We start from the raw sequence: 14476 nt of genomic DNA on the forward strand, positions 1-14476 counted from the left end.
CCCTCAGAGTGCTCGCAGGCCACGCAGGGTCCTTCGGATCAGTTCGCATCGTTCGTCGATCGTCATCGAGTCAGCGAGGGGGGCGTGCACCCGCAAATACCCCTGTGTCACCAGGTCGCCGACCAGGAAGCGCGTCGCGCCGAGCGGCAAGGACAGACGGACGGCGATCTCCGCGACCGAGGGGCTGCGCGCGCACAACGTCAGGATCTGGCCCCGCACATCGTTTCTCGGCCAGCGCGGCGGCTTCGCTGACGCGTTGAGCGCTTCGACCTGAGCCTCGAGTGCCAACTCGACATCAGAGTCGGTACGGCCGGCCGTCAGCGCATACGGCCGGACCGGGTTCGGCTCGTCCAGGGTTTCCGGTTCAGTGGTCCAGTCGCCGGCCTGCTTCTCCGGGACGTCTGGGGAACCATGCGGCACGTAGTGGTTCTCCAAGAACCACAGGGCCTGGTCGGCATGCACCGATGCGCGCAGCTCGCTGGAGACGACCTTGAGGACGGTGCGGTCGGTGTCGATGACGAAAGTGGTCCGCCTGACCGGCAGCAGCCGGGCCAGCAGGCCGCGGCGCCGAGCGTGCCGGCCACGCCGGGCCGCCTCACGCGTCACGACGGACCTACGCAGCTTCGCGAGCCGGCCGCGGCGCACCCCGAACAGCTCGGACACCACGCCGTCCGCGTCGGACAGCAGCGGATAGTCGAACGAGCGCTGTTGGGCGAAGTGCGCCTGCTTGTCGACGGTGTCGGTGCTGATGCCCACCCGCTGGGCGCCGACCGTGGCGAATTCGTTGCTCAGGTCCCGAAAATGACAAGCCTGCGCTGTACAGATCGGTGAGGACGCTAGCGGGAAGAAGAACAGCACCACCGGCCCCTCGGAAAGGAGCGCTGACAGTGTCCGGGGCCGACCGGTGTGATCGTGCAGAGTGAAGTCAGGCGCCTTCTCGCCCGCGATCATCGGCAAAGACTAACGCGGAAGCGCTACCAGGCGGGAACGCGACCGGCTCAGGCCACGCCGACTCACCTACGTCGATACTGGTGGCAGGTACAGGATTCGAACCTGTGTAGGCGTAAGCCGACGGATTTACAGTCCGCTCCCATTGGCCGCTCGGGCAACCTGCCGCCAGACAGGTTACAACGAACGAGTAGACAGGGCACAAACGGCTATCACCTCCGACGAAGGGACGGATCGAATGGCGGACTCATCGTTCGACATCGTCAGCAAGATCGACCGGCAGGAGGTCGACAACGCGCTCAACCAGGCGGCCAAGGAGCTGGCCACCCGGTTCGACTTCCGCGGCACCGACACCAAAATCGCCTGGAAGGGCGACGAGGCCGTCGAGCTGACGTCGTCCACCGAGGAGCGGGTCAAGGCCGCCGTCGACGTCTTCAAGGAAAAGCTGATCCGCCGCGACATCTCGATGAAGGCTTTCGAGGCCGGCGAGCCGCAGGCCTCCGGCAAGACCTACAAGATCACCGGCACCCTCAAGCAGGGCATCAGCAGCGAGAACGCCAAGAAGATCACCAAGCTGATCCGCGACGAGGGCCCCAAGAACGTCAAGACCCAGATCCAGGGCGACGAGATCCGGGTCACCAGCAAGAAGCGCGACGACCTGCAGGCTGTCATCGCGATGCTGAAGAAGGCCGACCTCGACGTGGCGCTGCAGTTCGTCAACTACCGGTAGCGCTCCCCAATCCGCCGGGCTGGCCCAACCAACCGGTGGGTGCCTAATCTGGTGACGAGTCCCACACACCAAGCGAGGTTCACGATGACCGTGACTCCCCAGCAGGCCCCCGGCGACAGCGCGGCCGAGGTGGCCTACTTTGACGTCGTGATCGTCGGCGCCGGCATCTCCGGCATCGGCGCGGCCTATCGGATCACCGAGCGCAACCCGCAGCTGACCTACACCATCCTGGAGCGCCGCGAGCAGATCGGCGGCACCTGGGACCTGTTCCGCTACCCCGGCGTGCGCTCCGACAGCAGCATCTTCACGCTGAGCTTCCCGTTCGAACCCTGGACCCGCCGGGAAGGCGTGGCCGACGGCGTCCACATCCGCGAGTACCTGGAGGCAACCGCGCACAAGTACGGCATCGACCGCCATATCCGGTTCGGCAGCTACGTCCGCGCGGCGGACTGGGACTCGTCCACCGACACCTGGACGGTCACCGTCGAGCAGGGCGGCGCCCAGAGGCAGTTCCGCTGCCGGTTCGTGTTCTTCGGCAGCGGCTACTACAACTACGACGAGGGCTACACCCCCGACTTCCCCGGCATCGAGCGGTTCCGCGGCACCGTCGTGCATCCCCAGCACTGGCCGGAAGACCTGGACTACGCCGGCAAGAAGATCGTGGTTATCGGCAGCGGGGCCACCGCGGTCACGCTCATCCCGGCGCTGGCCGAGCGCGCGGCGAAGGTGACCATGCTGCAGCGCTCGCCGACCTACATGATGGCCGCATCCAAGTACAGCAGGGTCGCCGCGGTCGCCCGTAAAGTGTTGCCGCGCAGGGCCGCTCACTTGGTGACCCGTACCTGTTCCGCGCTGACCGAGGCGGTGTTCTGGTTTTTCTCCCGCAAGACGCCCGGGCTGGTCAAGCGGCTGCTGCGCCACGTGGCGACCAAGAACCTGCCCGACGGGTACGACATCGACACCCATTTCAAGCCGCGGTACAACCCGTGGGACCAGCGGATGTGCCTGATCCCCGACGCCGATCTCTACGCCGCGATCACCGCGGGCCGCGCCGAGGTGGTCACCGACCACATCGACCATTTCGACGCGGGCGGCATCACGCTGAAGTCCGGCGGCCACCTCGACGCCGACATCATCGTCACCGCGACCGGCCTGCAGCTGCAGGCGCTCGGCGGCGCGTCGATCAGCCTGGACGGCGTCGAGATCAATCCGCGGGACCGCTTCGTCTACAAGGCGCACATGCTCGAGGACGTGCCCAACCTGTTCTGGTGCGTGGGCTACACGAACGCGTCGTGGACGCTGCGGGCCGACATCACCGCGCGGGCCACGGCAAAGCTGATGGCGCACATGGCCTCCCACGGCTACACGCACGCCGCCCCGCACCTGGGTGACCAGCCGATGGCCGAGAAGCCGGCCTGGGACATTCAGGCCAACTACGTGAAGCGGGCACTGCACGCGCTGCCGAAGTCGGGCACCAAGCGGCCGTGGAACGTGCGGCAGAACTACCTGGCCGACGCGATCGACTACAAGTTCGACCGCATCGAGGAGGCGATGGTGTTCGGCCGTGCCGGCGACCGGGCGCCCCTGGCGGGGTGAAGCACCCCTATCAGGGCGCACCCCTTAGGCGGATTCCCCGGTATGTATCTGCATGCCGCAGTTCGGGCAGAAGTTTTCCGCGGGGTGGTGCTCGGTTCCGCAATTCGCGCAGAAGTGTGGCTCCGTGCCCGTCGGTCGTTGCGCGCGGATCACGCGGAGCGGTTTGACGGCACCGCCATCGGGTTCGGCCGTCGGCTCGGCTTCGGCGCGACGCCGCCGACGGGCCCTCAGCACCACGAAGGCCACCCGGCCGCCGACGGCAAGCAGAAGCAGGGCACCACTTACGATGTACCACAACAGGTTTGAGTTGTGGAATATAGATGTATCACCGTACTGCTGACGCAGATTGGCCGCGTTCGTCCGGAGGTCGGCCAGCCCCGGATAGTCGGGTGACAGCATCAGGGTCTGGTCGAAATCCTTGATCGCGTCGCTGTAGCGGCCCGCGTAGTAATGGTCGAGCCCCTTTCGGTAGAACACGTCGGCGGGCCCGAGCGTCGGCTTGAAACCCTTGCCCGCCAGCATCACTGCCAGACGGTCCGCGGGTGCGATGAAGTTGAACGGCTGCGGTTCGTCGGCGGGGGCGAAGCTGTTGACCCCGATCACCTTGCCGTTGAGGTTGATCGTCGGCCCGCCGCTCATGCCCTCCGTGACCGGAGCGTTCATCTCGTATTCCGGCATCGATTCCACGGTCGACTTCTTGCTGACCGTGCCGCTCTTGTTCGTCGGGTCCAGCGAGGGCCCGGTGATGCGCTGGGTGGCCTGCGGGAAGCCCACCGCGAGAACCGGTGTGCCGATGGTGACATCGGCGTCGGTGGCCAGCTCGGCCGACGGCAGGTTGTGCTTTTCCACCTTGAGCAGGGCGACATCGCCTTTGGCGAGCGGCCGGAACTCCGCGACGGTGGCCGTCAGCTTCCCGGCGACCTTCGTCCCGGTGCCGTACAGCACCGTGAGGCTGGTCTCGGGGCCGCGGTCGGGGGTGTCGCCCTCTACCCGCGCGTTCTTCTGCAGCCACTCGATCGTGGCGACCAGGTCGCGGCCCGTGGGCGCGTCCCGAAACTGGTCCATGTAGGCGCCCGCGGCGTTCTTGAGTATCAAGTCCTTGGCGGTGGTGGGATCGACGCAGTGGCCTGCCGTGGCCACCCAGCCGTCGGGATTGACGACGAAACCGGTGCACCCCCAGGTCGCGACGAACGGAAACGTCGAACCCATGCCGAACTGGGACAGCGTCTGCCCGCCGGGCAACCGGACCTGGCCGTACGCCTGGGCGGCCAGGTACATCACCGCAGGCCGGATCAGGGCCGCGGCCCTTTCCTCCGGGTTGACCTGCGGACGGGCGCCGTCGGCGGCGGCGATGCCGGGCGCGCCGCCCACCACCATGAGGCCGGCCGCCGCCAATGACGCGAACGCCCGTCCACAGCGAGCGCGTCTGCGCATCATGCCTCCTCGTGTCGCACCTGCTCTTGACGATCCGGCACGGCGCACGACGCGGGGTAGGGACCGAAGTCCCCTCTGCCGGGGTCGTTGGTTTCGAGTTGAACCGCTACTAAATGTGCGGTTACGGCAATAGGCTGAACGCCATGGCAGCTGCGATGCGCGAACCCAAAGTCGTTGTCCTCGGTGGCGGTTCCTGGGGAACCACGGTGGCGTCGATCTGTGCGCGCCGCGGTCCGACGCTGCAGTGGGTGCGCTCCGAGGCGACCGCCAAGGACATCAACGAGGATCACCGCAATCACCGCTACCTCGGCAACGACGTCATCCTGAGCGACACCCTGCGCGCCACCACCGACTTCGCCGAGGCCGCCAACTGCGCCGACGTCATCGTCATGGGGGTGCCCTCGCACGGTTTCCGCGGCGTGCTGACCGAGCTGTCGAAGGAACTGCGGCCGTGGGTGCCGGTGGTGTCGCTGGTCAAGGGCCTCGAGCAGGGCACCAACATGCGGATGTCGCAGATCGTCGAGGAGGTGTTGCCCGGGCACCCGGCGGGCATCCTGGCCGGCCCGAACATCGCCCGCGAGGTGGCCGAGGGGTACGCCGCCGCGGCGGTGCTGGCGATGCCCGACCAGCATCTGGCGACCCGGCTGGCCGCGTTGTTCCGCACCCGGCGCTTTCGCGTGTACACCACCGACGACGTCGTCGGCGCGGAGATGGCCGGGGCGCTGAAGAACGTCTTCGCCATCGCGGTCGGCATGGGTTACTCGCTGGGCATCGGGGAAAACACCCGCGCCCTGGTCATCGCCCGCGCGTTGCGCGAGATGACGAAGCTGGGCGTGGCCATGGGCGGGCAGCCCGACACCTTCCCCGGGCTGGCCGGCCTCGGCGACCTCATCGTCACCTGCACCAGCCAGCGCAGCCGCAACCGGCACGTCGGCGAGCAACTGGGCGCCGGCAAGGCGATCGACGAGATCATCGCATCCATGAACCAGGTCGCCGAGGGGGTCAAGGCCGCCAGCGTGATCATGGAGTTCGCCAACGAATTCGGCCTGAACATGCCGATCGCCCGCGAAGTCGACGCCGTCATCAACCACGGCTCGACCGTCGAGCAGGCCTATCACGGCCTGATCGCCGAGGCGCCGGGGCACGAGGTGTACGGCTCGGGGTTCTGACTCGGTTCTTTAACGGGGCGTTCTTTAACGGGGCGTAACGCAAACATTTGCATTCGATATGCGCCCGCCACGTCGGCTTGACCCCCACTGAGCGACCCCAATACCGTCGAACGAGGTAGCCAGGCGGTTCCAGCGTGCGTTCCGCAAGGTGTAATCGTCTGTGCACCAATCAGTTACGCCGACGTTACTGAACGCAAGGGCGGGACATCGGAACGTCCCCCGCTAGGGTACTGACGAGGGAGCCACCGATGCAGATGCGATCGATCCTCCGGCATGATCTGCCGTCGTCGATCGTGGTTTTCCTGGTCGCGCTTCCCTTGTCGCTGGGGATCGCGATCGCGTCGAACGCGCCGGTGCTGGCCGGTCTGATCGCCGCGATCGTCGGCGGCATCATCGCCGGAGCCATCGGCGGATCACCGCTGCAGGTCAGCGGTCCCGCGGCCGGCCTGACCGTCGTTGTCGCCGAGCTCATCTCCGACTTCGGCTGGGGGGTAACGTGTTTGATCACCGCGGCCGCGGGTGTGCTGCAAGTTCTGTTGGGGCTCAGCCGCGTTGCGCGGGCGGCGCTGGCGATCTCACCGGTCGTCGTGCACGCCATGCTGGCCGGCATCGGGATCACGATCGCGTTGCAGCAGGCGCACGTGTTGCTGGGCGGGAAGTCCAAGAGCACGGCCTGGCACAACCTGATCGGCCTGCCGGGCCAGATCATTGGCGCGCACCGGCCGGGGGTGCTGCTGGGTGTGCTGGTGATCGCCATCCTGGTCGCCTGGCGCTGGGTTCCGGCCCGCTTACGCTTCATTCCGGGCCCGCTGGTCGCCATCGTCACCGTGACGGTCATCTCGGTTGCGTTACCGTTCCACGTGCGGCGGATCGAGATCGACGAGTCGCCGCTGAACGCCCTGCAGCTGCCCGATATTCCGCACGGCAACTGGGGCGCCGTGGCCATCGGCATCATCACCGTCACGCTCATCGCCAGCGTGGAGAGCCTGCTGTCGGCGGTGTCCGTCGACAGGATGCACCACGGGCCGCGCACCGACTTCGACCGCGAGCTGGTCGGTCAGGGCGTCGCGAACGTCGTGTCGGGGACCATCGGCGGGCTGCCGATCACGGGCGTAATCGTACGCAGCTCAACCAATGTCAACGCCGGGGCGAAATCCCGCGCCTCGGCGATGCTGCACGGTGTCTGGATCCTGCTGTTCACGGTCCCCTTCGCGGAGTTGGTCGAGCTGATCCCGACCGCCGCGCTTGCCGGCCTGCTCATCGTCATCGGCATTCAGCTGCTCAAGCCCGCGCACATCGAAACCGCAATGAAGCACGGGGATCTCGCCGTCTACGTGGTGACCGCGGTCAGCGTCATCTTCCTCAACCTGCTGCACGGCGTGATGATCGGGCTCGCTCTGGCCGTCGCGCTGACCGGATGGCGGGTGATCCGGGTGAAGGTCGAGGCGAGGCCCGTGCGCGACGGATGGCACGTCGGCATCGAGGGCGCCGCGTGCACCTTCCTGGCCCTGCCCCGGCTGACGCGCGTGCTGGCCTCCGTCCCGGCCGGCCACACGGTGTCGGTCGGCATCTCGGTCAACTACATGGATCACGCTGCGCACCAAGCCATTACCGACTGGCAGCACCAGTACGAGGCCACCGGTGGCACGGTCCGGATCCACGGCGTGTTCGAGACGGGCCACCTCACCCGCCGGCCCCCGCGCAGCCTGATCGAGGCCGACGAAGCCGCCGAGCCCGAAGCCGTCGCCTAGAAGCCGTCGCCTAGTTGGCGGCGACTGGTCAGTCGACGTCTGGGTCAGTCGACGTCGATCCTGATGTGCAGCCGCTTGCCGCACACCTGGGCCAGGCGCGCCAGCACGTCGACGCGTGGCACGTCCTTCCCGCTCTCCCATGCGGCGACGGCCTCCTGGCCGACGCCGAGCGCCTCGGCCAGCTGGGCCTGGTTCATTCCGGCGCCGGCGCGGGTCTCGAATATCAAATCGGGCAGGTCCAGTGACAGGCCGGCTTCGTGAATATCCATCGAGTTAACGTCCGGCATAGGAATCACCGCTCCCAGGTAGCCAACGGATTAACAACTCCGATGGTACGCAGTTTCGGCTAACCCCGCGCCATCGCTTCCAGCCGGCGGATGCGGTCCTCGATCGGCGGGTGCGTGGAGAACAGCGACCCGATTCGCTCGCCCGCGCGGAACGGGTTGGCGATCATCAAATGCGCCTGGCTGGCCAGCTGCGGCTCGGGCGGCAGCGGGGCGGCCTGCACGCCGCCGGAGATCTTGCGCAGCGCCGACGCCAACGCCAGCGGGTCGCCGGTGAGCACGGCGCCCGACTCGTCGGCCTGGTACTCCCGGGAACGCGACACCGCCAGCCGCACCACCGTCGCGGCGATCGGGCCCAGCAGCGAAACCAGCAGCAGCCCAACGGCTCCCAGCGGGTTGTCGTCGTCGCGGTCACCACCGAACATGCCGGCGAACATGGCCATGTTGGCCAGCGCGGTGATCACCGACGCCAGCGCCCCGGCGATGCACGAAATCAGGATGTCGCGGTTGTAGACGTGCGAAAGCTCGTGTCCCAGCACGGCGCGCAGCTCGCGCTCGTTGAGGATGTCCAGGATGCCGGTGGTGCAGCACACGGCGGCATTGCGCGGGTTGCGGCCGGTGGCGAAGGCGTTGGGCGCGTTGGTGTCGCTGATGTACAGCCGCGGCATCGGCTGGTGCGCGCTGGTGGCCAGCTCCCGCACGATCCGATACATCACCGGTGCCTGCAGCTCCGACACGGGCTGCGCGTGCATGGCCCGCAACGCCAGCTTGTCGCTGTTGAAGTAGACATAGACGTTCATCCCGACGGCGAACAGCGCCGCGAGGATCAGCGCCGTCCTGCCGAACATTGCCCCGATGGCCACGATCAACGCGGACATGCCGACCAACAGGACGAATGTCTTCAGGCTGTTGGCATGCGGATGCCAGGTCATCCGTGTCCTCCTAGGAACACTTTTTCTCGCTCGTTGCAGCTCATTACAGCTAATTGAACGCCCGAGACGACCCCGCGGGTTCCGCGACGCGCTAGCCGTGGCGGCTGATGGTGTAGTCGACCAGCGCCTGCAGCGCCCGCCGCCCGGGCACGTCGGGCAAAAGGGCCAGCTCATGGTGCGCTTTTGCGGCGTGTTGGGCCAGGAAATCCTTGGCCTTGGCCATGCCGGGCGACGCCCGCAGCAGCGTCAGGGCCTCGGCCACCGCGCCGTCGTCCTCGACGGGCCCGGCCAGCAGCTCACGCAGCCGCGCCGCCTCGGGCCCGGGTTCGGCCAGCGCGTAGAGCATCGGCAGGGTGTGCACGCCCTCGCGCACATCGGTGCCGGGCTGCTTCCCCGACTCGCGGGGGTCGCTGTCGATGTCGATGATGTCGTCGGAGATCTGAAACGCGGTGCCCACCAGGCCGCCGAGCTGGCTCAGCCGCTGGACCTGCTCGTCGTCCGCGCCGGAGTAGATGGCGCCGAACTCGCCGGCGGCCGAGATCAGGCAGGCCGTCTTCTCGTAGACCACCTTCAGGTAGTGCTCGATCGAATCCGACCCCTCGGCGACCCCGCGGGTCTCGCGCATCTGCCCGGTCACCAGCAGAGAGAACGTTTCCCCGATGAGCCGCACCGCCTCCGGCCCCAGCCGCGACACCAGCCGCGAGGCCGTGGCGAACAGATAGTCGCCGGCCAGGATGGCGACGTTGTTGCCCCAGCGCACGTTGGCGCTCGGGGCTCCGCGGCGGACCTCCGCCTCGTCCATCACGTCGTCGTGATAGAGCGTGGCCAGGTGCACCAGTTCGATGACCGCGCCGGCGATCGTCACCTCGGTGGCGTCCGGGTTGGGCCCGATCTGGGCGGACAGCACCGTGAACAGCGGCCGGAACCGCTTGCCGCCGGCCTTGAACAGGTGCGTCAGCGAGTCCGTCATGATCGCGTCGGCGCTGCGCAGCTCGGTGTCCATGAGCCGCTCGATTTTCGCGACGCCGTCGCGCACCTTCTCGGCGAAATCGGCGTCACCGAAGTCGACGCCCGCCACCACAGTCGCGGGAGTCCTCACCCGACCCACCCGCTGTTCGCCGAAGTACTCACCCGACCAACATACTGGTGAGCGTGGAGACCAAAGCCGACCTGGTGGTCGTGGGCGCCGGACCCGCCGGTTCGGCGGCTGCGGCCTGGGCGGCACGCGCTGGAGGCGACGTGCTGGTCATCGACTCGGCCGCCTTCCCCCGCGACAAGGCCTGCGGCGACGGGCTGACCCCGCGCGCGGTCGCCGAGCTGGAACGGCTGGGGCTGGGCGAGTGGCTGGACACCCGGATCAGGCACCGGGGGCTGCGGATGAGCGGGTTCGGCGGCGAGGTGGAAGTGGATTGGCCCGGGCCGTCGTTCCCGTCGACGGGCAGCGCGGTGGCCCGCTTCGAGCTGGACGACCGGATCCGCAAAGTCGCCGAGGACGCCGGGGCGCGGATGCTGCTCGGCACGAAAGTCGTTGCCGCCCACCATGATTCGTCGCGGCGGGTGACGTCGCTGGTGCTGGCGGACGGCACCGAGGTGGGCTGTGACCGGCTGATCGTCGCCGACGGCGCCCGCTCGTCGCTGGGGCGCAAGGTGGGCCGGCGCTGGCATCAGGAGACGGTATACGGCGTCGCCGCCCGCGGCTACCTGACCACCCCCCGCAGCGACGACCCGTGGCTGACGTCGCATCTGGAACTGCGCTCCCCCGACGGCGCCGTGCTGCCCGGCTACGGCTGGATCTTCCCGCTGGGCAACGGCGAGGTGAACATCGGCGTCGGGGCGCTGTCGACGTCGAAACGCCCGGCGGACCTGGCGCTGCGGCCGCTGATCTCGTACTACACCGACCTGCGCCGCGACGAGTGGGGCTTTACCGGTTCGCCGCGGGCGGTGGCGTCGGCGCTGCTGCCCATGGGCGGCGCGGTCTCGGGGGTGGCCGGGCCCAACTGGATGCTGATCGGTGACGCCGCGGCTTGCGTCAACCCGCTCAACGGCGAAGGCATCGACTACGGCCTGGAGACCGGGCGCCTGGCCGCCGAGCTGCTGGACTCGCGCGACCTGTCGCGGGAATGGCCGTCGCTGCTGCAGCACCACTACGGCCGCGGCTTCTCGGTGGCGCGGCGGCTGGCGTTGTTGCTCACCTTCCAGCGGTTCCTGCCCGCCACCGGCCCGGTCGCGATGCGCTCCACGACGCTGATGACGATCGCCGTGCGGGTGATGGCCAACCTGGTCACCGACGACGACGCCGACTGGGTCGCGCGGGCGTGGCGCGGCGGCGGCCGGCTGTCGCGGCTGCTCGATCGCCGAACGCCGTTCAGCTGAACCCGCGCCAGCAGACGCAAAAGCACCCAAATCCGGCGGGAAATGGGTGCCTTTGCGTCTGCTCGCGATATCAAGGCGGTTGACATATATCAGGGTGGTTGATATATCTGAACCCATGACTGAATCAATCGATTTCGAGTTCGAAACTGCCTACCGCGGTGAGTCCGCCCAACTGGGCGAGGGTGCGCGCCCGCCCTGGAGCATCGGCGCCCCGCAACCCGAGCTGGCCGCGCTGATCGAGCAGGGCAGGTTCCACGGCGACGTCCTCGACGTGGGATGCGGCGAGGCGGCCATCTCGCTGGCGCTGGCCGAGCGGGGGCACACCACGGTGGGGCTGGACCTGTCGCCCACCGCGATCGACCTGGCCCGGCGCGAGGCCGCGAGGCGGGGCCTGACCAACGTCACCTTCGAGGTGGCCGACATCAGCTCGTTCACCGGGTACGACGGCCGGTTCGGGACGATCGTCGATTCCACCCTGTTCCACTCGATCCCGGTGGAGGCGCGCGAGGGCTACCAGCGGTCGATCAGCCGCGCCGCCGCGCCCGGTGCCTCCTATTTCGCCCTGGTGTTCGACAGGGCGGCCGTGCCGGAGGGCCCGATCAACGCGGTCACCGCCGACGAGCTGCGCGAAGCGGTGTCCAGGTACTGGGTCGTCGACGAGATCCGGCCGGCCCGCCTGTACGCCAACCTGCCGGAGAGCTCGCCCCTCATGCCGTTCGTCGGAGTCCGCGACGAGCCCGGCGGCCTCAAGTCGGTCGGCGGCTGGCTGTTGACCGCCCATCTGGGCTGATTTCGCCGATTCCGATTCGCTGATCTCGAGTCATCGCCGAGGTGTATAGTCCGGCTAATGAGGGGAACCAAGCTGCTCACCAGCCTCGCCATGGCGGCCACGGCGGCCATGGCGGCGGGGGCCATCGCACTGCAGGCGCCGGCCCAGGCCGACCCGCCGCCGACCAACCCGCCATACCCGACGCCGCGGACGCCGTCGCCGCCCACCGACTACGACGCCTCGTTCAAGAACACCGTCAACGGCTTCGGCATCTACCAGCCGCAGGATCAGCTCGCCTGGCTGGCCAAGATCAGCTGTGAACGGATCAACAGGGGCGTGGACCGCGACCCGTACAAGTCCGCCGATTTCGTTCAGCACAACCTGCCGCGGGGCACGACCCAGGGCCAGGCATTCCAGTTCCTGGGCGCCGCGATCGACCACTACTGCCCCGACCAGACCCCCTTCATACAGAGCGCCGGCCGCTAGGCGCGACCCACCCACCGCCGCGAGCGTGCGTGTTCGCACGGCGACACGCCGTAAATCCCGTACACCTGCGCACCCTCGCGGCGTGATGGCGAACTAGGCCGCTGATGGGCCTCCGTCACCGCAGGGGCTTGTAGCCGGCGTGCAGGGCCACGATGCCGCCGGTCAGGTTGCGCCAGCGCACCGCTGACCAGCCCGCGCGGGAAATCTGACCCGCCAGCGTCGCCTGGTCGGGCCACGCCCGGATCGACTCCGCCAGGTAGACGTAGGCGTCCGGGTTGCTGGAGACCGCTCGCGCCACCCGCGGCAGCGCCCGCATCAGGTATTCCTTGTAGGCGGTGGCGAACAGCGGGTTGGTGGGCGTGGAGAATTCGCACACCACCAACCGGCCACCGGGCCGGGTGACGCGGGCCATCTCGCGCAGCCCCGCCTGCGGGTCGGCGACGTTGCGCAACCCGAAACTGATTGTGACCGCGTCGAATACGCCGTCACCGAACGGCAGCCGGGTGGCGTCGGCTGCGACCTTCGGCACCCTGCGCGCGGCCCCCGCCGCCAGCATCCCCACCGAGAAATCGGCCGCCACGCACCACGCCCCGGACTTGCCCAGCTCGACGGTGGACACCGCGGTGCCGGCGGCCAGGTCGAGCACCTTCTGGCCGGGCGCGAGCTTCAGCGCCGACCGGGTGGCCCGACGCCAGTACCGGTCCTGGCCCAGCGACAGCACGGTGTTGGTCAGGTCGTACCGGCGCGCGACGCCGTCGAACATCGACGCAACGTCACGAGGATCCTTGTCCAGCGCAGCACGACTCACGCCGTCGACGCTACCTGGTCAGGCGGCCCGCACCCCACGGGTGCCCAGCACCGCCTGGTAATGGCCGAGCAGCTCGTCGCAGATGACCGGCCAGCTGCGGCCGAGGACGCTGCGCCGGGCCGCCGGAGAATAGCGGTGGCGTTCCTGCACCAGATGCGCGACGGCGGTCGGCAGCCGCGCCTCGAACTCGTTGACTCCCAACAGCAATCCGGTGCGATACGGCGCCACGAGGTCGCGTGGGCCGCCGGCATCGGGGGCGATCACCGGCAGCCCCGACGCCAGCGCTTCCTGCACGACCTGGCAAAACGTCTCGTGTTCGCCGGTGTGCACGAAGACGTCCATGCTGGCATACGCCGCGGCGAGCTCCTCGCCGTACAACGCGCCGGTGAAAACCGCTGTGGGCATGGCCGATTGGAGCTTGCGCCGGTCGACGCCGTCGCCGACGACGACGAGTTGCACCGACCCGTCGGCGGCCACCGCGGCCAGCCGCTCGGCGTGCTTTTCCGGGGCGAGCCGGCCCACGAACCCGACGATCGGCTTGCCCAGCGGGGACCACCGCTTCCGCAGCGCCTCGCTGCGCGCCGACGGCGCGAACCGCAGCACGTCGACTCCGCGCGCCCACCGGTGAACCCGCGGAAACCGGTGGGCGACAAGCGTTTCCATCGTCACGCTGGACGGGGCCAGGGTGCGGTCGGCGAGGCTGTGCAGGTGGCGGAACCACGCCCACGCCGCCCGCGCGGTCATCGGGATGCCGTAGCTGGCCGCGAAACCGGGCACGTCGGTCTGGTACACCGCGACCGTCGGCACCCCGAGCCGGCGGGCCGCCCTCACCCCGCCGTAACCGAGCAGCGCCGGTGACGCGAGATGCATGACGTCGGGATCGAATCCGCGTAGCACACGCAACATCCGGGGCGTTGGCACACCCAGTGGCAGCGTGGTCACCTTGGGGAACATCCGCGACGGCACCCGATGCACCCGGATGCCGTCGTGAACTCGTTCCGCCCTGGGCTGGCCCGGCGGGTTATCGGGCGCGATGACGAGGGCCTCGTGGCCGGTTCGGCGCAGATGCTCCAGGATGCGCAGCACCGAGTTGCTGACACCGTTGACGTTGGGGAGGAACGATTCGGCGACGATTGCAACGCGCACGCCATCAGGATGGCAGCGTCGCCTGTCGACAAGGTTGCGGTCGCGCATAC

14 protein-coding genes, 1 tRNA gene and 1 pseudogene are annotated in these 14476 nt (G+C 68.5%); 7 read left to right on the forward strand and 9 right to left on the reverse strand.

Going from position 1 to position 14476, the window contains the following annotated elements; genetic code table 11:
• Window positions 1-3: 3 nt before the first annotated feature.
• From OQ968_RS20290 to OQ968_RS20300, 3 genes and pseudogenes are all read right to left on the reverse strand, one after another.
• Window positions 4-420: a DUF742 domain-containing protein gene (locus OQ968_RS20290; protein WP_324681143.1), complete on the reverse strand. Its 417-nt coding sequence runs from the start codon at window positions 418-420 to the stop codon at window positions 4-6.
• Between the two features lie 12 nt (window positions 421-432).
• A pseudogene (locus OQ968_RS20295) lies at window positions 433-951 on the reverse strand (peroxiredoxin); the annotation flags it as partial.
• A gap of 78 nt (window positions 952-1029) precedes the next feature.
• A tRNA-Tyr gene (locus OQ968_RS20300) sits at window positions 1030-1115 on the reverse strand.
• A 71-nt stretch (window positions 1116-1186) separates the two neighbouring features.
• On the opposite strand from OQ968_RS20300, the gene OQ968_RS20305 reads away from it, so the two are divergent.
• Complete coding sequence (locus OQ968_RS20305) at window positions 1187-1678, forward strand: YajQ family cyclic di-GMP-binding protein (protein WP_324681062.1); 492 nt, start codon at window positions 1187-1189, stop codon at window positions 1676-1678.
• Window positions 1679-1762: 84 nt separating this feature from the next.
• Window positions 1763-3274 (forward strand): NAD(P)/FAD-dependent oxidoreductase, encoded by a 1512-nt coding sequence (locus tag OQ968_RS20310; protein WP_324681063.1) that lies wholly within the window; start codon window positions 1763-1765, stop codon window positions 3272-3274.
• A 24-nt stretch (window positions 3275-3298) separates the two neighbouring features.
• Here OQ968_RS20310 and OQ968_RS20315 read toward each other — a convergent pair whose 3' ends face one another.
• Window positions 3299-4708: a trypsin-like peptidase domain-containing protein gene (locus tag OQ968_RS20315; protein ID WP_324681064.1), complete on the reverse strand. Its 1410-nt coding sequence runs from the start codon at window positions 4706-4708 to the stop codon at window positions 3299-3301.
• A 143-nt stretch (window positions 4709-4851) separates the two neighbouring features.
• Between OQ968_RS20315 and OQ968_RS20320 the strand changes: the two genes are divergently transcribed.
• A complete protein-coding gene (locus OQ968_RS20320; protein WP_324681065.1) occupies window positions 4852-5877 on the forward strand; it encodes an NAD(P)H-dependent glycerol-3-phosphate dehydrogenase in 1026 nt (341 codons plus the stop codon).
• Window positions 5878-6125: 248 nt separating this feature from the next.
• Window positions 6126-7628 carry a SulP family inorganic anion transporter gene (locus OQ968_RS20325; protein WP_324681066.1) on the forward strand — a complete coding sequence of 501 codons (1503 nt, stop codon included), beginning with the start codon at window positions 6126-6128 and terminating at the stop codon, window positions 7626-7628.
• 44 nt (window positions 7629-7672) lie between these two features.
• Here OQ968_RS20325 and OQ968_RS20330 read toward each other — a convergent pair whose 3' ends face one another.
• The 3 genes from OQ968_RS20330 to grcC1 all read right to left on the reverse strand — a co-directional run bounded on the left by OQ968_RS20330 (window position 7673) and on the right by grcC1 (window position 9943).
• Complete coding sequence (locus tag OQ968_RS20330; RefSeq protein WP_324681144.1) at window positions 7673-7933, reverse strand: helix-turn-helix transcriptional regulator; 261 nt, start codon at window positions 7931-7933, stop codon at window positions 7673-7675.
• A 41-nt stretch (window positions 7934-7974) separates the two neighbouring features.
• Window positions 7975-8844, reverse strand: a complete 870-nt coding sequence (gene htpX, locus OQ968_RS20335) for a zinc metalloprotease HtpX (protein WP_324681067.1) — start codon at window positions 8842-8844, stop codon at window positions 7975-7977.
• Between the two features lie 91 nt (window positions 8845-8935).
• Complete coding sequence (gene grcC1 / locus OQ968_RS20340) at window positions 8936-9943, reverse strand: nonaprenyl/(2E,6E)-farnesyl/geranylgeranyl diphosphat synthase (protein ID WP_324681068.1); 1008 nt, start codon at window positions 9941-9943, stop codon at window positions 8936-8938.
• Between the two features lie 47 nt (window positions 9944-9990).
• Here grcC1 and menJ point away from each other — a divergent pair, with 47 nt between their 5' ends.
• The 3 genes from menJ (at window position 9991) to OQ968_RS20355 (ending at window position 12472) form a co-directional block, all read left to right on the forward strand.
• Window positions 9991-11217: a menaquinone reductase gene (gene menJ, locus OQ968_RS20345; RefSeq protein WP_324681069.1), complete on the forward strand. Its 1227-nt coding sequence runs from the start codon at window positions 9991-9993 to the stop codon at window positions 11215-11217.
• A 115-nt stretch (window positions 11218-11332) separates the two neighbouring features.
• Complete coding sequence (locus tag OQ968_RS20350) at window positions 11333-12007, forward strand: class I SAM-dependent methyltransferase (RefSeq protein ID WP_324681070.1); 675 nt, start codon at window positions 11333-11335, stop codon at window positions 12005-12007.
• A 57-nt stretch (window positions 12008-12064) separates the two neighbouring features.
• Window positions 12065-12472, forward strand: coding sequence for a DUF732 domain-containing protein (locus tag OQ968_RS20355; protein ID WP_324681071.1), 408 nt, complete (start codon window positions 12065-12067; stop codon window positions 12470-12472).
• 115 nt (window positions 12473-12587) lie between these two features.
• Here OQ968_RS20355 and OQ968_RS20360 read toward each other — a convergent pair whose 3' ends face one another.
• Both OQ968_RS20360 and OQ968_RS20365 read right to left on the reverse strand, forming a co-directional pair.
• Complete coding sequence (locus tag OQ968_RS20360) at window positions 12588-13280, reverse strand: demethylmenaquinone methyltransferase (RefSeq protein WP_324681072.1); 693 nt, start codon at window positions 13278-13280, stop codon at window positions 12588-12590.
• A gap of 18 nt (window positions 13281-13298) precedes the next feature.
• Entirely contained in the window at window positions 13299-14426 is a 1128-nt protein-coding gene (locus OQ968_RS20365) for a glycosyltransferase family 1 protein (RefSeq protein WP_324681073.1), read from the reverse strand.
• Between the last annotated feature and the right edge of the window lie 50 nt (window positions 14427-14476).

It is taken from the genome of Mycobacterium sp. 663a-19 (genome assembly GCF_035616495.1).
Taxonomy (GTDB): Bacteria; Actinomycetota; Actinomycetes; order Mycobacteriales; family Mycobacteriaceae; genus Mycobacterium.